Source organism: Sphingorhabdus sp. (assembly GCF_044338195.1).
Classification (GTDB): Bacteria; Pseudomonadota; Alphaproteobacteria; order Sphingomonadales; family Sphingomonadaceae; genus Sphingorhabdus_B.
Window position 1 is genome coordinate 1 of record NZ_JBIIMC010000007.1, and the last position, 24019, is coordinate 24019.

General features: G+C 56.1%; 19 protein-coding genes and 1 tRNA gene. 10 read left to right on the forward strand and 10 right to left on the reverse strand.

Annotated features, from left to right (window positions below):
* Both ACIQZK_RS03300 and ACIQZK_RS03305 read right to left on the reverse strand, forming a co-directional pair.
* The coding region (locus ACIQZK_RS03300; protein WP_397574903.1) for a cation:proton antiporter at nucleotides 1-496 on the reverse strand (496 nt) is incomplete at its 3' end.
* Nucleotides 497-1043: 547 nt separating this feature from the next.
* A tRNA-Thr gene (locus tag ACIQZK_RS03305) sits at nucleotides 1044-1118 on the reverse strand.
* 480 nt (nucleotides 1119-1598) lie between these two features.
* On the opposite strand from ACIQZK_RS03305, the gene ACIQZK_RS03310 reads away from it, so the two are divergent.
* The 3 genes from ACIQZK_RS03310 to ACIQZK_RS03320 all read left to right on the forward strand — a co-directional run bounded on the left by ACIQZK_RS03310 (nucleotide 1599) and on the right by ACIQZK_RS03320 (nucleotide 6329).
* Complete coding sequence (locus ACIQZK_RS03310) at nucleotides 1599-2636, forward strand: quinone-dependent dihydroorotate dehydrogenase (RefSeq protein WP_397574904.1); 1038 nt, start codon at nucleotides 1599-1601, stop codon at nucleotides 2634-2636.
* Nucleotides 2637-2680: 44 nt separating this feature from the next.
* Nucleotides 2681-4423, forward strand: a complete 1743-nt coding sequence (gene ggt / locus ACIQZK_RS03315) for a gamma-glutamyltransferase (RefSeq protein WP_397574905.1) — start codon at nucleotides 2681-2683, stop codon at nucleotides 4421-4423.
* A gap of 145 nt (nucleotides 4424-4568) precedes the next feature.
* Nucleotides 4569-6329 carry an AMP-dependent synthetase/ligase gene (locus ACIQZK_RS03320; RefSeq protein ID WP_397574953.1) on the forward strand — a complete coding sequence of 587 codons (1761 nt, stop codon included), beginning with the start codon at nucleotides 4569-4571 and terminating at the stop codon, nucleotides 6327-6329.
* 132 nt (nucleotides 6330-6461) lie between these two features.
* On the opposite strand, the gene ACIQZK_RS03325 is transcribed toward ACIQZK_RS03320, so the two are convergent.
* Entirely contained in the window at nucleotides 6462-7202 is a 741-nt protein-coding gene (locus tag ACIQZK_RS03325; RefSeq protein ID WP_397574954.1) for a TlyA family RNA methyltransferase, read from the reverse strand.
* 49 nt (nucleotides 7203-7251) lie between these two features.
* Here ACIQZK_RS03325 and ACIQZK_RS03330 point away from each other — a divergent pair, with 49 nt between their 5' ends.
* On the forward strand, nucleotides 7252-7782 hold the full coding sequence (locus ACIQZK_RS03330) for a hypothetical protein (protein WP_397574906.1): 531 nt from the start codon (nucleotides 7252-7254) through the stop codon (nucleotides 7780-7782).
* A gap of 445 nt (nucleotides 7783-8227) precedes the next feature.
* The gene (gene sppA / locus ACIQZK_RS03335; RefSeq protein WP_397574907.1) at nucleotides 8228-10102 is read left to right on the forward strand and encodes a signal peptide peptidase SppA; all 1875 of its coding nucleotides are present in this window, start codon (nucleotides 8228-8230) and stop codon (nucleotides 10100-10102) included.
* Nucleotides 10103-10154: 52 nt separating this feature from the next.
* On the opposite strand, the gene ACIQZK_RS03340 is transcribed toward sppA, so the two are convergent.
* Genes ACIQZK_RS03340 through ACIQZK_RS03350 form a run of 3 tightly spaced genes read right to left on the reverse strand, consistent with a single transcriptional unit; the run spans nucleotide 10155 to nucleotide 11607 of the window.
* On the reverse strand, nucleotides 10155-10466 hold the full coding sequence (locus ACIQZK_RS03340) for a hypothetical protein (protein WP_397574908.1): 312 nt from the start codon (nucleotides 10464-10466) through the stop codon (nucleotides 10155-10157).
* Complete coding sequence (gene ppa, locus ACIQZK_RS03345; RefSeq protein ID WP_397574909.1) at nucleotides 10463-10999, reverse strand: inorganic diphosphatase; 537 nt, start codon at nucleotides 10997-10999, stop codon at nucleotides 10463-10465. Before ppa ends, ACIQZK_RS03340 begins: the two co-directional genes overlap by 4 nt.
* A 23-nt stretch (nucleotides 11000-11022) precedes the next feature.
* A complete protein-coding gene (locus ACIQZK_RS03350) occupies nucleotides 11023-11607 on the reverse strand; it encodes a hypothetical protein (protein WP_397574910.1) in 585 nt (194 codons plus the stop codon).
* 95 nt (nucleotides 11608-11702) lie between these two features.
* On the opposite strand from ACIQZK_RS03350, the gene hisS reads away from it, so the two are divergent.
* Nucleotides 11703-12923 carry a histidine--tRNA ligase gene (gene hisS / locus ACIQZK_RS03355; RefSeq protein ID WP_397574911.1) on the forward strand — a complete coding sequence of 407 codons (1221 nt, stop codon included), beginning with the start codon at nucleotides 11703-11705 and terminating at the stop codon, nucleotides 12921-12923.
* Nucleotides 12920-13999, forward strand: a complete 1080-nt coding sequence (gene prfA / locus ACIQZK_RS03360) for a peptide chain release factor 1 (protein WP_397574912.1) — start codon at nucleotides 12920-12922, stop codon at nucleotides 13997-13999. The genes hisS and prfA overlap by 4 nt, the downstream gene beginning before the upstream one ends.
* A gap of 106 nt (nucleotides 14000-14105) precedes the next feature.
* Here prfA and ACIQZK_RS03365 read toward each other — a convergent pair whose 3' ends face one another.
* From ACIQZK_RS03365 to ACIQZK_RS03380, 4 genes are read right to left on the reverse strand one after another with little or no spacing between them, the layout of a single operon-like run.
* The gene (locus ACIQZK_RS03365; protein ID WP_397574913.1) at nucleotides 14106-15173 is read right to left on the reverse strand and encodes an LLM class flavin-dependent oxidoreductase; all 1068 of its coding nucleotides are present in this window, start codon (nucleotides 15171-15173) and stop codon (nucleotides 14106-14108) included.
* On the reverse strand, nucleotides 15170-16072 hold the full coding sequence (locus tag ACIQZK_RS03370) for an aldo/keto reductase family oxidoreductase (RefSeq protein WP_397574914.1): 903 nt from the start codon (nucleotides 16070-16072) through the stop codon (nucleotides 15170-15172). Before ACIQZK_RS03370 ends, ACIQZK_RS03365 begins: the two co-directional genes overlap by 4 nt.
* Complete coding sequence (locus ACIQZK_RS03375) at nucleotides 16069-17100, reverse strand: LacI family DNA-binding transcriptional regulator (RefSeq protein WP_395636277.1); 1032 nt, start codon at nucleotides 17098-17100, stop codon at nucleotides 16069-16071. Before ACIQZK_RS03375 ends, ACIQZK_RS03370 begins: the two co-directional genes overlap by 4 nt.
* Entirely contained in the window at nucleotides 17097-19109 is a 2013-nt protein-coding gene (locus ACIQZK_RS03380) for an alpha-glucosidase (RefSeq protein WP_397574915.1), read from the reverse strand. Before ACIQZK_RS03380 ends, ACIQZK_RS03375 begins: the two co-directional genes overlap by 4 nt.
* Before the next feature lie 212 nt (nucleotides 19110-19321).
* Here ACIQZK_RS03380 and ACIQZK_RS03385 point away from each other — a divergent pair, with 212 nt between their 5' ends.
* The 3 genes from ACIQZK_RS03385 to ACIQZK_RS03395 all read left to right on the forward strand — a co-directional run bounded on the left by ACIQZK_RS03385 (nucleotide 19322) and on the right by ACIQZK_RS03395 (nucleotide 23915).
* The gene (locus ACIQZK_RS03385; protein ID WP_397574916.1) at nucleotides 19322-21715 is read left to right on the forward strand and encodes a TonB-dependent receptor; all 2394 of its coding nucleotides are present in this window, start codon (nucleotides 19322-19324) and stop codon (nucleotides 21713-21715) included.
* Nucleotides 21716-21951: 236 nt separating this feature from the next.
* Nucleotides 21952-22323, forward strand: coding sequence for a BlaI/MecI/CopY family transcriptional regulator (locus tag ACIQZK_RS03390; protein WP_395636283.1), 372 nt, complete (start codon nucleotides 21952-21954; stop codon nucleotides 22321-22323).
* Entirely contained in the window at nucleotides 22320-23915 is a 1596-nt protein-coding gene (locus ACIQZK_RS03395; RefSeq protein ID WP_397574917.1) for a M56 family metallopeptidase, read from the forward strand. The genes ACIQZK_RS03390 and ACIQZK_RS03395 overlap by 4 nt, the downstream gene beginning before the upstream one ends.
* The last annotated feature ends 104 nt before the right edge of the window (nucleotides 23916-24019 follow it).

A 24019-nucleotide genomic window follows, 5' to 3' on the forward strand; every position in this document is an offset into this window, starting at 1 on the left:
TTCCCGGTGTAAAGAGCCCGGGAACAGTCAGCAGCCACGGGGTTATCAACACCGCAATCAAAAACGGTACCACGATGCCAGCTAAGGATACGCTTATCGCGCTCTTTGCTTTGGATTTGAAATGGTCCAGTTGCAACGTTGTGCCGACCAAAAACATGTACAAACCGACGCCCAGCTGTGCCCCCGAATAGAGCACATTTTTAGTCGGTCCGGGGAAAACCGCCGCATGTGCATCCGCGAAAAAATAGCCAAATAATGACGGCCCAAGGATCACGCCCGCGATCATTTCGCCAACAACCTGAGGTTGACCTAAAAACTTTTGGCCCAGTTTTCCGACGATCCGGCAGGTTAATATGATGATAGCTAACTGCAGAAAAAAGTGGACGCTAAAATCCGTCGGCGTGAAGCTATTAGCCGTCGCGGCCTGGGCAGGACCGTTTGGATCCAGCACTTTGGAAAGCGTATCTATTGCACTTACGAGCATTTCAGAAAACATACCCTTCCCCTTACATGGATATGAAGCGCTTATAGGTGGCTACATTTATACTGACCATTTGTGGACCGGAAACGTCGCTACAGGGCAACCCATGACACGATTGCGGTAGAAGCGCATAGAGCATAATTTTGCTATTTGGGCAGAAAAGTAATCAGGCAGCTTCTAATTTAGAAGTAAACGGCCGCCTTCCACGCACGCTAAAGCGCCCCGACATAAGGCGGCGATAGACCCGGCTGGGTATTTTGCTGGGCTTTGGGTGGTGGGGCAGCATGATGCTGCGTCGATTAGGAAAGCCACCTATGACAAAGACCAAAAAGCCGGAGGGCATCGAGACAATCGCAGTCCCCTAAAAGCCTCAAGAAATCTTGCATCGGCTCGCGAGAATGTCTTGGCTGGCACCGGACAGCTCACTGCCCGGCACGTTATGCGCTGCGCAGATCTCCCGATGGAGCAGCAGCAGCAGCGGCAATTTCTCGGGTTTAGTTAGCGCTGCCTCAAAACAAAAGTGGTGCGACGAAATTGGGCACCGGAGATATTGAGAAAATCCTGGTGCTGCTGGGGAGGATTGAACTCCCGACCTCGTCATTACCAATGACGCGCTCTACCACTGAGCTACAGCAGCATACACCGAAGGTGCGGCCCTATGCGAAGGGACGGGGCGGTTGTCAAGCGGCTTGCGCCTTTGCGGGCGATTTGGCATCGGGTGCGCGGGCAGTCGGAATGGATCGGAGAAGGCACTTGGCAAAAGACGCGCAAGACAAAGAGCGGATTAAGGCCGAACGGTTGCGCGAGGCCCTGCGTGCGAATCTCCGCCGCCGCAAAGCAAAGCCGCAAAGCCCAGAACCGGACGCGCCAAAGGCATAGCCGCCCAGCGGCAGGGCAGGGACGATGGCAGCCGTGAAACGGAACCAAGAACTCGCGTTTTTCAACGATGGAGCTCTTGGGTCGCACTACGGCAATGCAGACATTTGGCAAAATGCGATTGGATGGAATCGTCACCACCCCATAAAATTCGGGCATTTGCGGCCAAAATGATCTTGGTACGCTGCATGCGCATAATCTCGCCGTTGCACCTTGCACGCGACTCGTGAATAGCACCGCAATGTTTTACCGACTTGCACGCCCCTTTTTGTTTCAGGCAGATGCCGAAACCGCCCACAACATGTCCCTTGCGGCGCTGAAAATGTTGCCGATCCCGTCTATGGGAACGCAGGACGCGGCTTTGCAGCAAAGCTTTGCTGGGCTGCATTTTGCAAATCCCATTGGGCTTGCGCCGGGCTATGACAAAAACGCCGAAGTGCCCGTTGAGATCATGCGCCTTGGCTTTGGGTTTACAGAGGTCGGTACGTTAACGCCGTTGCCGCAGGCGGGCAACCCAAAACCCCGCTTGTTCCGGTTGGTCGAGGACGCAGCGGTCATCAACCGTATGGGTTTCAACAACGAAGGACAGGCGGCGGCCATCGCGCGGCTGCAGAACATTCCGGACAAGGCATTGGCAGGGCCGCTGGGCATCAATATCGGTGCCAATAAGGACAGCGCCGATCGCATTGCCGATTATGTCATCGGCGTGCGTAATATGGAGCCTCTGGCCGATTATTTGACGGTCAATATCAGCTCGCCCAATACGCCAGGGCTTCGTGCGCTGCAGGACAAGGCTGCGTTGGATGATCTGTTGGCGCAGGTTATGGCCGCGCGGTCGCGGGCAACGCCGGTCTTCCTGAAAGTCGCGCCTGATCTGCAGCCAGCCGACATTGACGATATTGTCAGCGTGGCGATGGCGCGCGGCGTTGCGGCTTTGATCGTATCGAACACCACCATTTCGCGGCCAGACCTACAATCGAAACATGCAAGGGAAACCGGCGGCTTGTCGGGTGCGCCATTGCGTGACCTTGCACAGCAGCGCTTGATTGACTTTCGCAAAGCAAGTGGCGGGAAGCTGGGCTTAATTGGCGTCGGCGGGATTGCTTCGGCCGAAGATGCCTATGCGCGCATCCGTGCGGGCGCATCGCTGGTGCAGATTTACAGTGCGCTTGTCTATCATGGCCCCGGACTGGCGCTGAAAATCAACCGGCAATTGCTAAACCTTTTGCAGCGGGACGGATTTGCCAATATCTCGGACGCCGTCGGGACGGACGCGTAAATCCGGACTTGGCATTGTCCTATGAACAGGGCTAGGTATCGGGCATGAAAAAATTGTCCTTCGCGATCAGCGCACTCGTCCTTGCCGCTCAACCGGTTGTTGCCGAAAATGTCGGTGTCACATCATCGGCCGATCCCCGCGTTACCGAAGCGGGGATGGAAATGTTACGTCAGGGTGGTTCCGCTGCCGATGCGGCGATGGCCATGATGTTGGCGCTGACCGTCGTTGAACCGCAATCAAGCGGCATTGGTGGTGGTGGCTTCCTTTTGTATCAGGATAGCGCAAAGGGCGTTTTATCGACAATCAACGGGCGCGAGACGGCGCCAGCTGCGGCGACACCGGATCGTTTTGTCGGACCCGACGGCAAAGCGCTCGGTTTCTTGGAGGCCTTTCAGGGCGGACGTTCCGTAGGCGTTCCCGGCAATATCAAGCTTATGGCGGAAACCCACCGCAAATGGGGCAAGCTGTCTTGGGCGACGATTTTCAAGCCCGCCATTCGCCTTGCCGACAAAGGGTTCATCGTCAACAAGACGCTTGAATCACGGCTGAAGGGCATTCAGCCACTGTGGTCCAACTTTGATGCTGCGCGTGCGATTTACTGGCGGAACGGCGCGCCCGTGACCGCAGGCATGACGCTCAAGAATCCGGAGCTTGCCGCGACGTTAAAGTTGCTGGCGAAAAAAGGACCCGATGCATTTTACACCGGCCCCATCGCCAACCAGATTGTAAGTGCGGTCACGACGAGCAAGCTTAGCCCCGGCGACATGACCATGACGGACCTTGCGCAATATCGCGCAAAGGAACAGCAAGCGGTTTGCGCGCCGTACCGCGTCTATGTGGTGTGCGGCATGGCCCCGCCTTCATCAGGCGCGACGACGGTCTTGCAAATATTGGGCACGTTGCAGCGGTTCGACTTGGCAGCATCGGGCAAAGACAGCCCGAAAAGCTGGTATTTAATTGGTCAGGCGATGCAGCTGGCATATGCGGACCGCGAAAAATATCTGGCGGATGACGCGTTTGTTGACGTCCCAGTCGCAGGCCTTTTGAACCCCGAATATATCAAAGAGCGTTCCGCGCTTATTGACCCCGAAAAGGCGCGCATGGACTATCCGGCAGGGAACCCGCCCGGCGCGATGCCGCGCACGGCTGCCATTTCCAGCGAAGTTGCCGGCACAACGCATTTCACAGCAGTCGACCGCAATGGCAACATCGCCAATATGACATCGACGATTGAGGGGCCATTTGGCAGCCAGTTGGTCGCAGGCGGCTTCTTCTTGAACAATGAATTGACCGACTTCACCTTTTCACCCGAAAAGAATGGCGCCCCGGTTGCCAACCGCGTGATGGGCGGAAAGCGGCCATTGTCTTCCATGTCCCCCACAATCGTGTTTGATCGCGATGGCCGGGCGGTTCTCGCGCTTGGTTCAGCCGGCGGAAAACGCATCATCATGCACGTGACCAAGACGTTGATTGGTGTCATCGACTTCGGCCTTCCGCTCGATCAAGCGATTGCGCTGCCAAATATCTATTTTGGCGGTGGTGGTCTTGAGGTTGAACAAAATACCATGCTTTCGGCGATGTCTGATGGGCTCAGCAAATTTGGACAGACGGTTCGCCCGGTGGATTTGGGTTCAAAAGTTAACGGCGCGCAGCGTATCGGCAATAGCTGGACAGGGGCATCCGATCCACGCAGCGAGGGCACATCGGCCACTATCGACGCCAAGGGCAAAGTGCACGTAACCGTGCCGCGATTGGTGGATGAAGCACCAACGGAGGATGTCGGTTAACGCCAACAGCCCGTTGCGCCCAACGCATTGGCGCGCTAGCGTAATGCTTCAGAGTTCCATAATGGACCGCAAAATGTTCTTTAGGAGAGAATAAGTGGCTGCCGAGCAATTCGACGATTTTGACAGCTTCCCCAACCTCGTCACCATGTTTTTTGCGCGCGCGCGCTATCGCGGTGACGCACCATTTTTATGGGCAAAGCATGATTCTACGTGGCAATCCTTAAGCTGGGCTGAGGTCGCGCGCCAGGTTGCAGGATTTGCCAAGTCGCTGCGCCAGCTTGGGCTGGAAAAGGGCGACCGGGTCATGCTCGTGTCGGAAAATCGCCCCGAATGGTGTATTGCCGATCTGGGCATCATGGCCGCTGGATGCGTGACTGTGCCGACTTACGTCACCAATACCGAACGCGACCATCAACATATTCTCGACGACAGCGCCGCGCGCGCGGTGATTGTCTCGACGGCAAAGCTTGCCAAAACCCTGATGCCGGCGGCGTTGCGGTCGTCGCAAGCGGAATTCATCATCGCTATGGAACCGCAGCCAGCGGTGCAGCATGGCCAGTTGTCGATGCACCAATGGTCCGACATGGTTCAGGGCAATGACGCCGATGTACGGGCTGCTGAGGCGGCCATGGCGGCAGTGACGCGCGACGATTTGGCGTGCATCATCTACACCAGCGGTACCGGCGGTGCGCCGCGTGGTGTGATGCAGCATCATGGCGCGATATTGCACAATGTCGATGGCGCCGCTGAAGTGTTGCGCGAAGATTTTGGGCTGGACGAAGAAGAAGTGTTCCTGTCATTTTTGCCGCTGTCACATGCTTATGAACATAGCGGCGGGCAATTCCTGCCCATCAGCGTTGGCGCGCAAATCTATTATTCGGAAGGGCTGGAAAAGCTTGCTTCCAATATTGAGGAAACACGGCCAACCGTGATGGTGGTCGTTCCGCGATTATTTGAAGTCCTGCGGCAAAGAATGATCAAGGCCGTCGAAAAGCAGGGTAAGTTTCCAAATTACCTGCTCAATAAAGCCCTGACCATTGGCGAGCGCGACTATTCGGGGCGCAAGCGGCTTTCCGATGCGCCGATGCGGTTGATTTTATCGCGGACGATTAAGCCCAAAATTCAAGGGCGCTTTGGTGGCCGGATGAAGGCCATGGTATCGGGCGGTGCGCCGCTCAACCCCGACATTGGCGTGTTTTTCCAATCCTTGGGCATCACCTTGCTTCAAGGCTACGGGCAGACCGAGTCTGGCCCCGTCATCAGCTGCAACCGGCCGCAAGCGGGCATCAAGATGGATACCGTTGGCCCGCCGCTGAAGAACACTGAGGTCAAGATTGCCGAAGATGGCGAGATACTTGTGCGCGGTCCTTTGGTGATGAAGGGTTATTGGCGGAACAAGGCGGAGACCGACCGTGTCATCAAGGACGGTTGGCTGCACACGGGCGACATCGGCCATATTGATGATTGCGGACGTATCGCCATTACCGATCGCAAAAAGGACCTGATCGTCAACGACAAGGGCGATAACATCGCGCCGCAAAAGATTGAGGGCATGCTCACACTTCAGCCCGAAATTTTGCAGGCGATGGTTTCAGGTGACAAGCGGCCGTACATCGTTGGCCTCATCGTTCCGGATCCCGAATGGGCGTTGGAATGGGCGCGTGCGCAAGACATGAAATATGATTTCAATGACTTGCAGGCAAATCCGCAGTTTCGTGCTGCGGTTCGTGCCGCGGTTGACCGGGTTAACGCCGATGTGTCGGTCACCGAAAAGGTCCGCCAGTTCGAATTTGCTGATGAGCCTTTCTCAATAGAAAATGGCGAAATGACGCCGAGCATGAAAATTCGGCGCCATGTCATCCGCGAACGGTACGCCGCCCGCGTCAATGGCCTTTACAAGGACTGACGCGGCGCGACCTTTTGTCGGTTTGCGTATTTCGCGTTCAGCCATGCACTGACCTCGGAACGGATCCGGGGTTGGGTTTTCAGACGCGTTTTGATGGAACGGATTTTCATATAACTGCCCCCCGGCGGGGTGCTAGGCATTTTGCGCCCAGATAAGAAATTCGACATTGCCTTGCGGCCCTGTAATCGGGCTGGTGGTCAAACCGCGGACCGCCCAGTTTTTTTCGACCAAATAGTGCTGCACCTCGTTGCAAACGCGTTCATGGACTTCGGGGTCCCGCACAACGCCGCCTTTGCCCACTTCTTCGCGGCCCGCCTCAAATTGTGGTTTGATAAGTGCAATCAATTGCGCGCCGCTTTTGGCAAAGGTCAAAGGCCGATCTAGTACTTTGGCGAGGCCGATGAAGCTTGCGTCACAAACGATGAGGTCAACCGGTTCGGTGATATGGACGTCGGTCAATATGCGCGCGCTTGTCTGTTCATGAACCACCACGCGGGGGTCTTGCCGCAGTTTCCACGCAAGCTGGTTCGTGCCGCTATCGACGGCGAAAACGCGCGTTGCGCCGTGCGTCAGCATAACGTCGGTAAAGCCGCCCGTTGATGAACCCACATCAATGGCAACCATGCCGGCGACATCGATGGCAAATTCATCAAGGGCATGGGCAAGTTTAATGCCCCCGCGTGACACCCAGGGATGATCGCTGCCCCTCACACTAATGTCGGTATCTTCGGCAATTTGTTGCCCCGGCTTTAGTGCCTTGGCATCACCGATATAGACATGGCCCGCCATGACCAATGCCTGCGCGCGCGTCTTGCTTTCGGCAAGGCCGCGATCAACGATCAATTGGTCTAGTCGTGTTTTTTTGGTCGCCATGTCGCAACGCGCTAGCGGAGCAGATGCGATTTGGCCATAAGACAAAGTCATGCAAACCCGTAACCTGACTCTCATCGCAATGTTGCTGCTCGCATCCTGCGTTGCGCCGCCGCCACCGCCAGCACCAAGGGCCGCACCCGCGCCGCCACCAGTGGTCGCCACACCTGCGCCAACGCCGCCGCTGTCGGCGGATTGGAATGACTGGCCGTTTTCTGCGGGCGATTGGGTGTATCGGCGCGATGATCGCGGATCGGCCGCTTTGTTTGGACCGACTGGCCAAAATGCCGTCGTCAGCCTGCGCTGCGACCTGCAAAATCGGCGCATATATGTGTCGCGTGAAGCGACTGCACCCGGGCAACGCATTGTCATACGGACATCGTCGTCAACGAAGGAATTTGCTGCAAAGCCGGCCGGCGGAACGCCCGCCTATCTCGCAGCCGAAATCATGCCGATGGACGCGATATTGGATGCGATGGCGTTTAGCCGCGGGCGGATATTATTGGAAACCGACGGACATCCGCCCATCATTTTGCCCGCATGGGCAGAGATTGCACGCATTGTCGAAGATTGCCGAAAATAGCCATTTGACGACATCAAATATCACGGCGCGGAACCCCAATATTTGCCCGAAAAAAAATTTAATACAAGGCTTGTTTAAGTCACCCGTTTGATTCAACTTCGGTCCTGCGGAGGGCAGATATATGTTTGAAGCAAGCAATTTCCATTCAACGAAAGGAGGTGATCCGATGTCTCATGGTTCAGTTAAGAGGTCGGGGAATTCCGTTCGGGAGATCGGCCGCCGATGATATCGGCGATGCCGGTCACGGCATGAAAGCAACTTCCGGCAGCGGCATATCCGACCGCTGACCCATGTTTAAGGGCCGTTGGATCATTCCGGCGGCCCTTTTCTGTAACGCCTGTATGTCGCCATCTTGTCCGCCCGCAGCATCTTTTTGTCGAACAATAGTGGCAAATGATGTTCGAATGCTTACATCGGTCAAAAGATCAAAAAGGGGCATCACATTATGCAGTTTCTGCGCGTCAGCTGGAAAATATTGGTCGGGCTTAAAGACCTATTGGTGCTCTTTTTCCTGTTCTTTTTCTTCCTCGCGATATTTGCGCTTCTGAACGCCAGCCCCAATCCGGCGGTCGTGCGCGATGGTGCATTGTTGCTGAAACTTGATGGCGTTATTTCCGAACAGCCTGCGGAAGTTGACCCGCTGACAACGCTCACATCCTCATCCATGCCGACGGGCGAAATCCGGCAACGCGATGTCGTTCGCGCGCTCAAGCTGGCGGAAAAAGATAAGCGGGTAAAACTGGTCGTTGTCGACATGGAGCGGTTCATGGGCGGCGGACAGGCCAGCCTTGCAGCAATCGGCAACAGCCTTGAAGCGGTGAAAAAGGCGGGCAAGCCTGTCTATGCCTTCGCCACGGCCTATTCCGACGACAGCTATCAACTGGCGGCCCATGCCACGCAAATCTGGATGGACCCGTTGGGCGGCGCAATGATTACCGGCCCCGGCGGATCGCAGCCCTATTATAAAGGCTTGCTCGACCAGCTTGGCGTGAAGGCCAACATCTACCGCGTCGGCACCTTCAAAAGCGCCGTTGAGCCTTATACACGGTCAGAGCAGTCCCCTGAATCCAAAATGGCGATCAAGGGCGTGTATGATGAGGTTTGGGGACAGTGGAAAGCGGGTGTAGCCAAAGCGCGCCCTCAGGCACAATTGGACCGCATGCTGACCGACCCCGCCGGTGCAGTGGAGTCCGCCAAAGGTGATCTGGCGCAATTGGCGCTATCGACGCGTTTGGTCGACAAACTTGGCGACCGTATCGCTTTCGGTAAATTCATCGCCGGAAAGGTCGGCGCGGACGATAAGAAAACGACCGGCGGTTTTGCCCACACACCGATGGATGCATTACTTGCGAGCTATGGTCCAGCGACCGCCGGTGCGCAGATTGGCGTTGTGACCATTGCGGGTACCATCGTCGATGGCGAGGGCGGCCCTGGAACCGCCGCGGGCGATACCGTCAGCGGTCTTATTTACGATGCGCTCGACAATGAGGATTTGAAAGCTTTGGTGGTCCGCGTGGATTCGCCGGGCGGTTCCGTCATGGCGTCCGAAAAAATCCGTCTGGCGATTGAAGCGGCGAAGGCCAAGAAGATTCCGGTCATCGTTTCGATGGCGAATTTGGCCGCAAGTGGCGGTTATTGGATATCGCTTCCTGCGGATGTCATTTTTGCCGATCCTGCCACGATTACCGGATCCATTGGTATCTTTGGTGTCATCCCAAGTGCGGAGGCTGGCCTTGCGAAAATCGGGGTGAATGCGGACGGCGTGAAGACGACGCCATTGTCGGGCGAACCGGATATTTTGAACGGCTTCAGCCCCGAATTTGACCGGGTGGCTCAAAGCGCCATTGAGAATGGCTATCGCCAGTTCCTGACGCGCGTAGCAACGGCGCGTAAGAAAACGCCCGAACAAGTCGATGCCGTCGCCCAGGGGCGAATATGGGCAGGTGGCACGGCCCGCCAGCTTGGCCTTGTCGACAGGACGGGTGGTATGCATGATGCGCTTGCGGAAGCGGCAAAGCGTGCCGGATTGAAACCCGATGGATGGCATGCCGAATATATTGAACCGCCGACGAGCTTCGCAGGTACGTTGATCAGCGGCCTGATGCCAAAGCGGACGCAGGCTGCAGCACCGATGGATGTTTTTGCGCAAGCATCATGGCAGCAGCAGTTGCTGTTCCAACGGATTTCGGCTGATCTGAACATGCTGACTGGCGTGCGTGGTGCACAGGCCAAGTGCCTTGAATGTGTGGATTTTGGCGCACCCGCGACGGCAAAGGCTGATACTGGCTGGTTCGCAATGTTGATGAAGGCTTTAAGCTAAATAACTGTCATCCCGAACCCATGTCCGGGATGACAATTATGACGTTGGCTGCTTACGCCTTAATTGCGCAAATAAGCCCGGACGAGCTTACGACGCCGAGAATTTCGGGGTCCTGCAGCGAACGTGTGCGCTTCAGAAAGTCCTCGACGGTAATCTTGCGCATGTCCTGACCACGCAGCTTTTTAAGGCTGCTCAGTTTGTTCAACTGTATCAATGAAAGCCGGTCGACCATCCGGTCAGCCATGCAGGCTGCAATCGGTTGGGACAGACCGGCATCCATCAGCGCGGTTCTGACGCGTGTTTCAGGGGTGGCACATGCCGAGAGCGCCAGTGCAATTAGTGCGACCAGCGCTGCCCGTTTCATATACCGCGTTCCTTCGCACGTTCGACGCATTCCGTAATAATGCGCTTGGCGTCGTTTTCATCACCCCAGCCATTTAACTTGGCCCATTTGCCGGGCTCCAGGTCTTTATAATGGGTGAAGAAATGCTCGATCTGTTGAAGGACGATTGGCGGCATATCCTTATAGGTCACAACGTCTGAATAATAAGGGAAGGTCTTGTTGACGGGCACGCAGAGCAATTTTTCATCACCGCCAGCATCGTCTTCCATCATCAAAACGCCAATCGGGCGGCATTTGACCACTGCACCGGCTACGATAGGCGAACGCGCGACGACAAGTGCGTCCAACGGGTCGCCATCTTCACCCAAAGTATGCGGAACAAAGCCATAATTGGCGGGGTAACGCATAGGCGTGTGCAGGAAACGGTCTACGAAAAGAGCACCAGAAGCCTTGTCAAATTCATACTTTACGGGTTCACCGCCAATGGGAACCTCGATCAGCACGTTCAGGCTTTCAGGCACATTGTCGCCTGCTGGAATCAAATCAATACGCATGGGAGAATGCTTTCAAATTGTTTTTAGTTGGTCCGCCGCGGACTCAGCAAACGATCGATCGCCGTTTCACCCTTGCCCGTGGCTTCGAGGTGCGGATAGCGCAAGCCGCCCGAATAGGCGATGTCTATTTGCTCAAAACGTTTGTTGCGTTCCAATATAAGGCGCACGGGCTTTTCCCCATCCTTTGCGGCCTTGATTGCCGTACTGAATTCTACATCGACGGACGATGTTTCGGCAGGCACATCGACATGAAAGGCGTAAACCTGAACCGGGTCGCGGGTCCAACGCAGCGTCTTCCCGCCTGCACGGATCATAAGCCCCGTCATTTCGGCCAGTGCACCGCGTGGGCCATGCTTGCCGGGCAGCCACTGCGGGTAAAGCAGGATCAGCGGCTTGCCTTTTTCTACAGGAATGACCTGACGCACTTGGAAAATAGCGCGATCAACATCGGTTGCGTCCACAGACAAGATCATCGGTTCCGACAAGGGGCGGTCTTGCGGCTCAGGGATGTTCGAGACGATAGGCACTGGCTGCGGGGCACTGTTTTGCGCAGATGCTGCAGAAACGAGGCTGGCAGAAAGGGCGAATGCGGCGATAGCGCGCGACAATATGCGTGGATTCATGGGCCAGACTTTTGGCGAAAGCCGATTGGCGCGTCCAGCCCTATTCCACTATCAACAATTAGCCGCTAGGGCGCTTTAATATGGCAAAGATACAGACACCCCAAGCCGTTCGCGGTACTCAGGACATGTTCGGCGAGACAGAAGAGCGTTTTGCGTATGTCGTCGCAACATTTGAACGCGTGCGCAGGCTTTATGGATTTAAGGGGCTGCAACTGCCCGTCATTGAGCCAACGGCGGTATTTTCGCGCAGCCTGGGTGAGGCGACGGATGTTGTCTCAAAGGAAATGTACAGCTTCGAAGATCGCGGCGGGGATTCGATCACGCTGCGCCCCGAATTTACGGCGGGGATTGCGCGCGCGTACCTTACCAATGGCTGGCAGCAATTTGCGCCGATGAAGCTGTCGGTGCACGGGCCATTGTTCCGTTACGAGCGCCCGCAAAAGGGCCGCTATCGTCAATTCCACCAGATTGATGCGGAGATTATCGGCGCAGCAGAGCCTTCTGCCGATGTTGAACTGCTGGTGATGGCGGACCAATTGCTGAAGGAATTGGGCATAAATGACGGCGTGACGTTGCAGCTTAATACATTGGGCGACACGCCAAGCCGCGATGCGTGGCGGGCGGCATTGGTCGGCTATTTCAACGATCATAAGGCTGCGCTGTCCGAAGATAGCCTCGCGCGGTTGGAGAAAAATCCGCTGCGGATTCTGGATAGCAAAGACCCCAAAGATCGCCCAATTGCCGACGCCGCGCCGGTGATCGACGATTATTTATCGGGCGAGGCACAGGATTTCTTTGGCGCGGTCACAGCGGGCCTTGATGCCGCTGGCGTCGCTTGGACACGCAATGCTGCGCTGGTACGCGGGCTGGATTATTATCGCCACACCGCGTTTGAATTTGTGACCGACCGGCTGGGCGCACAGGGCACCGTGCTGGGCGGTGGACGCTATGATGGCTTGATCGAAAATCTCGGCGGACCAGCAACGCCAGCGGTTGGCTGGGCGGCTGGCATTGAGCGGTTGGGCATGTTGATTGATGCCGTACCAACACAGCAGATCGAAGCCATGATTGTTTTGGAAAATGACGCGGGTCTTGGGCATGCCTTCGCGCTTTTGCGTCAGCTGCGCCAAGCGGGAATTTCGGCCGACATGATTGCAACGGGCTCACCCAAAAAGCGTTATGACAAGGCCGTCAAGCAAAGCCCGGCTGCTATCCTGCGCGTCAATGAGGATGGCTATTACGGGATGTCCGGTGAAGGCAATAATGACCGGCTTAAGAGCGTACTTCAGTCGCTCGCATGACCAAAATCTCCCCGCAACGTATCGCGCTTATTGAATCGCGCTTTTCCGAGCTTGAGGCGCGGATGGCTTCGGGGCAGTTGGAGGGCGATGCCTTTGTCACGGCATCCAAGGAATATTCGGAGCTGGAACCGGTCGCCAAGGCCGCTGCCAATGTCCGGCGACTGCGCAAGGAAATCGAAACCTTGCAGCATATGTCGAAGGATTCTTCTGATCCCGACCTGCACGAAATGGCGATTGAGGAACTGGAGGAAGTCAGCAATCAGTTGGGCCAAGCTGAAACCGCTTTGGCGATCTCGCTCTTGCCGAAAGATGCCGCCGATGACCGGCCCGCCATGCTCGAAATTCGTGCGGGCACGGGCGGTGATGAAGCGGCGTTGTTCGCCGGTGACCTCTACCGCATGTACGAACGCTATGCCGCGGGGCAGGGGTGGAAGATCGAACCTATCTCGATCAGCGCGTCCGACGTGGGCGGGTTCAAGGAAGTTGTTGTCGCGATCAAGGGCAATGGTGTTTTCGCCAAGCTGAAATATGAAAGCGGCGTCCACCGTGTGCAGCGCGTGCCCGTGACCGAAAGCGGCGGCCGCATTCACACCAGCGCAGCGACGGTTGCGGTACTGCCGGAGCCGACCGAGGTTGATATCCAGATCGAAGCGCGCGACCTGAAAATCGACGTGTACCGTGCGTCGGGTGCAGGCGGACAGCACGTCAACACCACGGACTCGGCCGTGCGCATTACCCACTTGCCGACGGGCATTGTTGTGACCTGTCAGGATGGGCGCAGCCAGCACAAGAACAAAGAACAAGCGATGCAAGTGCTGCGCGCGCGCATGTACGAAAAAGAACGCGAGGAAGCCCAAGGCGCGGAGGCCGAGGCGCGCAAAGCGATGGTTGGTTCAGGCGACCGTTCGGAACGCATCCGCACCTATAATTTCCCGCAAGGCCGCGTGACCGACCACCGGATCAACCTTACGCTGCATAAGCTTCCGGAGATATTGGAGGGCGGTGGCCTTGGTGAATTGGTCGCGGCGTTGATCGCCGAGGATCAGGCCGAGCGCATGGCGGGTCTGTCGGATTAATCCTGTAATCTCTCTACCGTTATCCTGAACTCGTTTCAGGATAACGCACCGCCGTTGCCTGTTATCCTGAAACAAGTTCAGGATGACGAAATGGCGTTAAGTGGCTTCAGACCACCAAACGCCCATGGTCCAACTTCGGCAACACATAACGCGCAAACATGTCGCATTCGTTGATGTGCGGGTAACCCGACAAAATGAACGCTTCGATACCGACGGCGCGATATGCCTCGATTTTGGCGAGCACTTGGTCCGGGTCGCCAACGATCGCAGCGCCGCAGCCTGAACGTGCACGGCCAATTCCGGTCCACAGATTGTCTTCCAAATATCCGTCGTTCGCTTCCGATTGCGCGCGCAATTCGGCCTGATGCGCCACACCGAAGGTTTGCGTATCCAAGGATTTGTTCCGGATTGCTTCGCCTTGCTGCGCATCCAGCTTGGACAAGAGGCGGTCCGCATAGGCCCGGGCTTCAGCTTCGGTTTCACGCACGATCACATGCGCGCGGAAGCCATATTTCAACGTCCGTCCAAATTTTGCGGCGCGCGCGGTCATGTCTTCGACAAGGTCCTTTGCGCCCTGAACCGTTTCCGGCCACATCAAATAGACATCGCAACCTTCGGCAGCAGCGTCCTTTGCGGCGGGCGAGAGACCACCGAAATATAGCGGCGGGCATTTGCCGCTGACGGTCTTCATGCGCGGCGGGTCGAGATCGATTTTATAATGTTCGCCATCAATCGACAGATGTTCGCCGTTCAACAATGTCTTGAGGATGTGCATCGCTTCGACCGTCCGGCGATAGCGTGGTTCGCTGTCCATCTTGTCACCCGGCAAGTCAGACGAGATGATGTTGACGTTCAACCGCCCACCCGAAATCTGGTCCAGCGTGGCAATCTGCCGCGCCAATTGCGGAGGCCAGCTTTCGCCAATACGCACCGCCATCAGCAATTTGATGCGTGTTGTCAGCGCGGCAATGGCGCTGGCAAAAGCAGTGGTATCCAACCCAAGTGCGTAGCCCGAGGGGAGCAATATATTGTCGAACCCGCCCTTTTCAGCAGCGAGCACGATATTGCGGCAATGCTCCCAACTCGACGCGAGCATGGGATCGGGTAGCCCAAGAAATTCATAATCATCGTCGCATAATGCGGAGAACCAGCTGACTTCGATGGGATTTTTCATGGCAGCGGAACTCCTCGCGCGGCGACCAGCACGCTATACCAATCAGCGCGGGTCCATTTGATTTTGAAGGCATCGGCAGCCTCAATGATGCGTGCCGGGTTTTGCGAACCGACAATCGGAATTGGCCGGGCAGGGTGCGCCATAATCCAGCTATAGGCCGCTGCGGTGCGCGAAACGCCATGCGCTGCTGCAACGCTCGACAGGGCTGCCGCTACATTTTGTTCGCGCGTGTCGCCGGGATTGCCGATACGACCGCCGCCAAGTGGTGACCACGCCAACACGGCCAAATCCATGGCGATGGCTTGATCAAGCTCGCCATTTTCGATGGTATCGATCCGCAATGGGGAAAGCTCCGGCTGTGTCGAAACAATCGGAACACTGCTGAACTGTGCCAAGGTCGTGATTTGCGCCGTCGTGAAGTTCGACACACCAAAGGCGCGGATTTTTCCGGCTTTATGCGCGTCTTCAATGGTCCGTGCGATTTCTTGCGGGTGGGTGAGGATATCGGGACGGTGTATTTGCCACAGGTCGACATAGTCAGTGCCCAAACGCGACAGGCTGTCGTCAATCGCCTTGGTCAGATATTCCGCGCTGCTGTCATATGGCGTCGGCGGGGTAATTCCGCCTTTCGTGGCCAGCACCATCCGGTCACGATATTCCGGCGCCTCTGCAAATACGCGGCCAAGCAGTTCCTCTGCCTTGCCAAAGCCTTGTTCGCCAAAGCCATAGATGTCCGCCGTATCGAAAAGGGTTATGCCTGCTTCGAACGCCGCATCAATGGCCGCGCGGGCTGCGGAGATTTCAAGACCCGCAAAGCGCCACATGCCCCAGGCAATCGATGAAATTTCAATGCCGCTCTTGCCCAAAAGGCGCGTGGACGGGGGTGTTGGAAGGGTCATGTGTTTTTGCTCTTTTTTATGGAAGGTGAATAAGGTGGGGCAACCGACTCGCGGCTGATGAGTTCATGGGGAAGGCGGCGATGCTCAATTCCGCCCTCGCCAAATAATAGGTCGGCAGCGGTCGACGCAAGGTCGCGTACAGGCTGGCGCACGGTGGTTAAGGGCGGCCAAACAACGCGGGCAAGCGTGGTGTCGTCAAACCCTGCGACAGACAATTGTTCAGGTACCTGAATGCCGCGGCGATGGGCCACGGCAAGGACACCCGAGGCCATGTCATCGTTCGATGCAAAGACTGCCGTGGGGGGATATTTCAGCGATAGAAACTGCTCTGTCGCCGCAACGCCGCTTTCAAAATCAAAATGACCCTCGGCGATCAAGTCGGGATCTACCGATATGCCAACGCGGCTCAGCGCGCGTTCATATCCTGCCTGCCGTTCCGCGCTCGCCATATGGTTCGCATGACCCTTGATAAAGGCAATCCGCCGATGTCCAATGTTGATGAGGTGCGTCGTCATGTCGTCCGCGGCCTGCATATCATCCATGAATACCGAGCTGGTAAGCGCATGGTTGGTGCCGGGGGAAATGCGCACGAAGGGAATGTTCATCGCCTCAAGGACGTTCAACACGGGGCCGCAATCGGTGACAGGTGAAGACAATATCGCACCATCCACATGCGTCTGCCGGACCATGCCGCGCACCTGCTCGCCCACATCGGGGTCGGACACGTCGACGGGCTGGGCAATCAGGCGCATGCCTTCTTCATGGCAGCGGTCCCAGCAGCCCTGCATAATCTGGTGCATGTAATACGGGCTGTGATTGTCATAAATCAGCGCAATTTGGCCTGACTTCGTGCCCGCCAATATGCGCGCTGCGATGCTGGGCGAAAAGCGCAGCTCCGCCATTGCGGCGTCGACCTTCGCTTTGGTGTCTGCACTGACATATGGGTGGTTGTTGAGCACGCGGCTGACGGTTTTGACGGCCACACCGGCGAGCTTTGCAACATCACGGATATTGGATCGGCTGTTCATGACCTGAATTCCCGCGTGATCGCGCTGAACAGCGATGCGTGCGCGCTGTCCTTGCGGGTGAACACGGGTGGCTGCCCATGCGGAGCCGCGATGTCATATGTGCCCTTGGCGAAAATGTCGCCGGACCAAAGATGGACCCAATCGCCATCTGGCAACGTGACGTTGCGGCTGCTTGCACCCTCTTGGACCACAGGTGCGACAATCATGTCCGCGCCATAGAGATACTGGTCCTGAATGTCATAATAGGCCGCTTCGTCATAGTGCAGGAACAACGGACGTTGAAGCGGCAGGCCCGTCGCCACAGCCTCGTCGGACAAAGCCCGGACATAAGGCGCAAGGCGGGCATGCACTTGGCTCATCCGCGCAAAATGCGTGAGTATTTCGGCGCTGCTATCGAGTTGCAGATTGTCTGCTGGACGATTGCCCTCATGACTGCGCATGACGGGCGCAAAGGCCGCCAAGTCAATCCAGCGGTGCATCAATTCTGCGGTCCGGACCACGCCATGCAGGCTGGTATATCCGCCGAGGTCGCTGTGGTGATAGGCGTTGCCCAGCAATCCGGACGATAATGCCGCCGTGATGACCGTGTTGATCCCGTCGTGGCGGGTGAAGTCGACGCATTGGTCGCCCGCCCACAATAATGGGCAATGCGCCTGCACGCCCGAAAAACCGGCGCGCATGAAAAATGTTGCGTCATGCGTTTTGCCGCGCGATGCGATGGCGTCAGCATTGACCTTCGCCCAAAGCACGGGCCAACGATTATGCGCCTCCATCGGGTCAGACCCGTCGAACAGGCGCACATCCGTCGGCAGATATTCGCCAAAATCTGCCATCCATCCCGAAAGCCCGAAGTCGAGCATTTCCTGACCAATGATGCGGTCGGCAAACCACGCCGCGGCGGCAGGGTTTGTGAAATCCACAACGCCTGCGTCAAATTCGCCGAAGTCGACGGCATAAGGTTCGTCGTTGTCCTGCCGCAGCGCGAGGAAGTTGGCGGCGCGTGCCTCTTGATATAGCGACCCATCCACCGCCAGATAGGGGTTTACATAGCCAAGGAAGCGAATGCCGCGTTCGGCAAGCGCGGCGATTTGTGCGGGTAAATCCGGATAGCGCGCAGCATTCCATTTCCAGTCCCAGAACAATCGCTTGCCAAAGCTGGTCTGACGAATGCCGATCCAATCTTCGCACCACAGGCCCGTAATTGTGGCGCCCGATGCTGCAATTTTTTCGAACCGGTCAAAGGTGTCGACGCCATCCTTCAGCCCGATGATCGCACCGGAAATGGCCCAATCTGGCAGGGCAGGCTGGCGACCAAAGCGATCAGACATTTTGGTCACAAGCGCGGGAAGCGTCGGCGCGTCAAAAAGCTCCAGATCGACATTTGCCGACCAGCATTCGACCCCGACCCGGCCCGCTGCAGTCAGATCAAGCACCGAATAAGCCGCCGTTTCGAGGTGCACCGCATAACGCGCACTGCTTACCCATGTCGGTTGCGGATAATTGGTGGTCCAATAGTCACCACCGGCCAAACCACTTGCATCCATCGTCTGCGTAAGCGCGGTCGACTTATCGCGGCCAACGCCGGGTTCCGATGTCCAGAACGGAAAACGCCTGCCGTTGAGGCGCAAATAGGACATCTGTTCGCCGCCGCCCCAAAAGGCTTCGGACGTCGCGCACTGCATATCTATCCAAAGCCGGTTAAAGGCCGGATCTGTGCAGCGAAATGTGAGGATGGATTGCAGCGCCCGTTCCTCAAGCAGCAGCGTTGCGACGATGTCAGGCTGCTTTGCGTTCCAAAGCTGGATACCGCCATCGACTTGGGCGAAGCAATCAAGCGCCAATCGTGCTTCAACGATGTCGTCTATGCGAAAATTGCCGCGGACCATTTCCAGATCAGGCGCGCCAATACCGATGCTGATCGCTGGCGCGTCATTCCGGTGCGATAACATGCTGATGTCACCATGCAGCAGGTCAAAACCTTCAGGATGCATGATGACTGTAAATGGCACCTTCTGTCCCTCTCGCTGTTTCGGGCCTGTGACTATGGCAGTATTGCAACAGTCACGGCTTAAATAACGTCACTATATGACACCGCTAGACATATTGAGTCAATCTGGTAACAACCCGCCCATTGATTAGGTATATCCCAGAATAGCTTTTGTTGCTTGAGAAAACTCAAGTGATTTGGTTGAGAAGCGGATAGCCATTTTTAGGGAGGTACATGATGTTCAGTTCTGAATTTAAGAAAACGTCTTTCATTCGCGCGTCGTTGCTCGCAAGCGCCGCAATTATGGCTGGGGTCAGCCTGCCCGCGATGGCGCAGACCGCTCCGGCAGAAGATGAATCGGCCACTGCAGAAATCATCGTAACCGCGCAAAAGCGCGAAGAGCGTTTGCAGGATATTCCGCTCGCTGTATCCGTTGTCGGCGGTGAGGCTATTGCCAATAATGGCGGCGTCACGCTTGAAAATGCGCAGTATCTCGTTCCAAGCTTGAACTTCCGCAAGGCGGGTACGTCGCTGAACCAGGCATTGTTCCTGCGCGGCGTTGGTACCATCAACTTTTCGATTGCCGCTGAACCATCGGTTGCTGCCGTTCTTGACGGCGTTGTCTTGAGCCGCGCTGGCGAAGGTTTTACCGATTTGTTCGACGTTGAGCGTATCGAAGTCCTGCGCGGACCGCAGGGTACATTGTTTGGAAAGAACGCATCGGCTGGTGTTGTCAGCATCGTAACGAAGCGTCCAACAGCAGAATTTGGCGCGACCGTTGAAGGTTCATTCTTCGCGAAATCCGAATATCGCGGTCGTGCGACCGTTAACGTGCCGCTGAGCGCCAATGTGCGTTCGCGCTTCACCGGATTTTACGGAAGCTATGACGGCAACATCAACAATTTGACCACGGGCAACAAGGTCAATGGCTATGAACATTACAGTGTTCGTGGCGCGATTGAAGCCGACGTTAGCGAAAATGTCATGCTGACGCTGCGCGCCGATTACCGTAAAGCCAACGATGATTGCTGTGCGGAAATTATTGGCAACACGCCAACGAACGCAGCCGCGCTGGCGCTCGCTGGAACGGGTTTCGATCGTTCGGATTCACGCAACATCCGGCAGAACCTTGTCACCACGACTAAGGAAGAAAGCTGGGGCATTGCGCTGCAAGCAGATATCGAACTGGGTGAACATAGCTTGACGTCGATCACCAGCTATCGTGGTTGGGATAATACCGAAATTCGCGATGGTGACTGGCTCGACCGCCCCTATGTTGGTTTGAACCAATTGCACGATAATGGACCGCAAACATCGACTACCTTTAGCCAGGAAATTCGCGTTGCTTCGCCGACCGGTGAATTCCTCGAATATGTCGTCGGGGCATATTATTCAAAGGCCGATTCTGACCGTACATTCACGCGCGAGGTGATTACCTGTTCAGCATCGACGCTCGCTGCGGTTGTGCCCGGCCTCGTCCCCTGTTCGACCGCTGCAGGCGTTTCGACGATCACAACCCCTGCCGGAACCGCGGACTTTGGATCGACGTTCAAAAACATGTCGCTATTTGGTCAGGCTACGCTCAACCTTTCCGACAGCCTGCGTTTTATTGGTGGCTTGCGCTACACAAATGACGAATTGGATGTAAACCATATCCGCCGCACCTCGCTCGCAGGTCCAGGCGTGCAACCAAATTTTGACGCTGGCGTTTACAATAATGGTCTCGTGGCAACCGCGCCTGCTACTGGCTTTGTGGCAGGCGCGTCAAACGGCGTTCCCTTCACCGCCAGCACCAGCAACAATAACCTTTCGGGTAAGGCAGCCGTTCAGGCGGACCTGACTGAAAACAATATGGCTTATGCGAGCTACACGCGTGGTTATAAGGGCCCTGCCTACAACATCTTCTATAACCTGACGACACCCGGCGCTGGTGTTATCGCACCAGAAACGGTCAACGCGTATGAAGTGGGCTTGAAAAATACCCTTTTCGACGGCGCCCTGATACTTAATCTCGCGGCATATTATGCCAAGTATAACAATTATCAGGCAAACAGCCCAGACTTCGTAGCCGGTGTTCGCACCACGCGCCTGACCAATGCAGGTTCGGTATCAACCCAAGGTTTCGAGGTTGATTTTGTTGCGACGCCATTGCGTAACTTCTCGCTTTCGGGCGGCGTTGCTTACAACAAGGCGCAGGTTGAGAATTTCCGCTTGCCGCCAGGTGCCGATGCATCGCAATTGGTTGCCAAGGGCACGCCTTTGGCGAACGCACCAAAATGGAAAATGTCGTTTGGCGCACAATATGACATTGAAACGTCAGGCTTTGCGAATATCGAGTTGGCAAGCCAGATCTCAAGCCAGTCCGACCAGATTTACGAAGCGAGTGCGAACCCAGCTGTTCGCCTTGGCTCGACCGTAGAGGGTTATGCGATTGTCGATGTGTCAGCAGCCTTGGTTGATCCTAACGATGGCTGGCGGATCGCGCTGCAGGTGAAGAACCTGTTCGATAAAAGCTTTGCTTCTTCGATCGTATCGGGTGGCCCTGGCGGCGCATATCGCTACATCATCCCCCGCGAGGCGGATCGGTATGTTGGCGTAACTGCAAAGATCAATTTCGGCGCGAAATAACCAAAAGCCGTCAAGGCACACAAAAAAGGCTGGAATCCGCGATGGGTTCCAGCCTTTTTTGTTTTCAAATTTCAGAGGAGAAAGCGAGGACGGTTGGCGTGAGACCAGAGGCATAGCACCCCGTCCTTTGCCCGATGCCCATATGTAAAGGAATTCGACAAGAAACCGACAATGGCAGACAAATGACGTTTACAGATGTAGTCGAATCGACTACGTCTGTAGTCGGAGATTTCAAAATGTCATCAGAACGTATCAGCGACGCTGAATTAACAATCATGGAAATCCTGTGGGAGCGCGCGCCGTTGACGGCGACAGACGTCGCTGCGCGCTTACCCGATGATCGTGACTGGTCGTTACCAACCGTGAAAACCTTGCTGTCGCGCCTGCTGACCAAAGCAGCTGTTGAACATCGCGCCGACGGACGTCGGTTCTTATACTCCCCTCTTATTGATCGCGAAGACTATGTTTCGCATGAATCCAAGCGGCTAGTTGATCGGCTTTTTGGGGGGCGGTTCATGCCGCTGGTTGCGCATCTTGCCGAGCAGGAAAAGCTGAGCGACGCTGACATTTCCGAAATCGAACGACTGTTGCGGGAGATGAAATCATGAACACTGACTTCATGGGCGCTTGGCTGTTTGATACCTTATTGACAACGACATTGCTGATGGCCGCTATTTTGATTGTACGGCGGCCTGTCGCCAAATATTTTGGTCCGACCATCGCATATGCGCTTTGGCTGATACCCGCTGCTCGGGTGTGCATGCCCACGATCGAAGGGCCATCCATTTCAACAGCTGACGGCGGCATTGCTATCCAAGACACGGTGAGGGAAGCCGTGCTCGCAGGGCTATCGTCGCCAGATGCTATCGCCAGTGCGACACGCTCGGCACATGCCCTCCCTACGATTGATTTTCTGGCACTCGGTGTGATGACCTGGCTTGGTGGCGCGGTGCTGTTGTTCATGTTCCAGATGATCCGTTACGCCGCAATGCGTGATGACCTTTTGTCCGAAGCGACAGACATCGCGGTTGTCGATGGCGTCAAAATCGTCGCATCTGATCAGGTGGCCGGACCATTGGCTTTTGGCCTTTTTCACCGCGTGATCGCGGTGCCGCAAGATTTTACCAACGCCTATTCGCCTGCCGAACGCGACCTGGCGATTGCGCATGAAATGGCGCACCACAAATCGGGCGATCTGTTCGCCAATCTGGCCGCTTTCATCATCCTGTGCCTGCAATGGTTCAACCCGGTTGCGTGGATCAGCTGGAACGCATTCCGGTTTGATCAGGAAGCGGCGTGCGATGCGCGCGTGCTGGCGGGAAAGGGCCCGGAAGAGCGTGCGATGTACGGTAAGGCGTTGGCGAAGACAGCATTTGATGGCGTGCCGACCTTTGCGACGGCATTGAATTCACCCAAAACAATAATTGAACGATTGAGGAGAATAACGATGAAGGACACCAGCAATACCCGCCGTTCACTTGGCAAGATTGGCATCATAACAGCTGCTGCAATCATATTGCCGCTGACCGCGACCATAGTTCCCGCGGTCGTTGCGCAGGACAAAGTGGCGACGGAAGAAAGTAAGCCTGAAGCAGTCAAGCGCGAGGTCCGGATAATTAAGCTGAAACGCGACGGAGAGACGGTCGACATAGTCGGTCCGGACGACATGGGCGGCGAAGTGACTAAGGTCGAACGTGACGGGAAAACCTTCATCTTCCGCACCGATAAGAAATTGTCGCCGGAAGACGTCGAAAAGCTGATCGATGGAGCGGAAAAATCCCAGAAAGAGGCTGAAGATGCTGTGGCGCAGGCCGACAGCGCAAAGGGTGCTGAAGGCAATACGCCCGCGCCCGCCAAAATCCGCCGCGTGGAAACCATTCGCGTCAAGGGCGACATGGATATCGCTTCATACATCCCCGAAATCGACATTAGCGAAATCCCGAAAGACTGTCGTGAAGGCCAGTCGGTGACCACCGATGTCAGCGGGTTCGACGGCAAGCAAAAATCGCGCGTCCGGTTGGTTATGTGCGGCAAAGGGCAAGCGAAATTAGCACGGGCCGAAGCGATCAAAGGCTTGCGTGAGGCGCGTGATGAAATTCGGAAGGACAAAGAAATGCCCAAGGGCGTTCGCAAAGATGTCGTAAAACAAATCGATCTGCAAATTCGTAAGCTGGAAGCACAAGGCGACGCAACGGAATAAACGGAAATCCATTCGCTGGGCTAACACGCTCCGCAGTTGACAGACCATTTGGGGCGGTTTTCGCAAACCGCCCCTTTTTCTTTGCGCCACATTGCGCCATAGCC

Coding starts and splice junctions, on each gene's coding strand:
- ACIQZK_RS03325 (WP_397574954.1), bottom strand. CDS start 7,202: ATGGCGACCAAAAAAACACGACTAGACCAATTGATCGTTGATCGCGGC.
- ACIQZK_RS03310 (WP_397574904.1), top strand. CDS start 1,599: ATGTTTTACCGACTTGCACGCCCCTTTTTGTTTCAGGCAGATGCCGAA.
- prfA (WP_397574912.1), top strand. CDS start 12,920: ATGACCAAAATCTCCCCGCAACGTATCGCGCTTATTGAATCGCGCTTT.
- ACIQZK_RS03395 (WP_397574917.1), top strand. CDS start 22,320: ATGAACACTGACTTCATGGGCGCTTGGCTGTTTGATACCTTATTGACA.
- ACIQZK_RS03385 (WP_397574916.1), top strand. CDS start 19,322: ATGATGTTCAGTTCTGAATTTAAGAAAACGTCTTTCATTCGCGCGTCG.
- ACIQZK_RS03365 (WP_397574913.1), bottom strand. CDS start 15,173: ATGAAAAATCCCATCGAAGTCAGCTGGTTCTCCGCATTATGCGACGAT.
- hisS (WP_397574911.1), top strand. CDS start 11,703: ATGGCAAAGATACAGACACCCCAAGCCGTTCGCGGTACTCAGGACATG.
- ACIQZK_RS03320 (WP_397574953.1), top strand. CDS start 4,569: ATGTTTTTTGCGCGCGCGCGCTATCGCGGTGACGCACCATTTTTATGG.
- ACIQZK_RS03330 (WP_397574906.1), top strand. CDS start 7,252: ATGCAAACCCGTAACCTGACTCTCATCGCAATGTTGCTGCTCGCATCC.
- ACIQZK_RS03390 (WP_395636283.1), top strand. CDS start 21,952: ATGTCATCAGAACGTATCAGCGACGCTGAATTAACAATCATGGAAATC.
- ggt (WP_397574905.1), top strand. CDS start 2,681: ATGAAAAAATTGTCCTTCGCGATCAGCGCACTCGTCCTTGCCGCTCAA.
- ACIQZK_RS03375 (WP_395636277.1), bottom strand. CDS start 17,100: ATGAACAGCCGATCCAATATCCGTGATGTTGCAAAGCTCGCCGGTGTG.
- ppa (WP_397574909.1), bottom strand. CDS start 10,999: ATGCGTATTGATTTGATTCCAGCAGGCGACAATGTGCCTGAAAGCCTG.
- ACIQZK_RS03370 (WP_397574914.1), bottom strand. CDS start 16,072: ATGACCCTTCCAACACCCCCGTCCACGCGCCTTTTGGGCAAGAGCGGC.
- ACIQZK_RS03340 (WP_397574908.1), bottom strand. CDS start 10,466: ATGAAACGGGCAGCGCTGGTCGCACTAATTGCACTGGCGCTCTCGGCA.
- sppA (WP_397574907.1), top strand. CDS start 8,228: ATGCAGTTTCTGCGCGTCAGCTGGAAAATATTGGTCGGGCTTAAAGAC.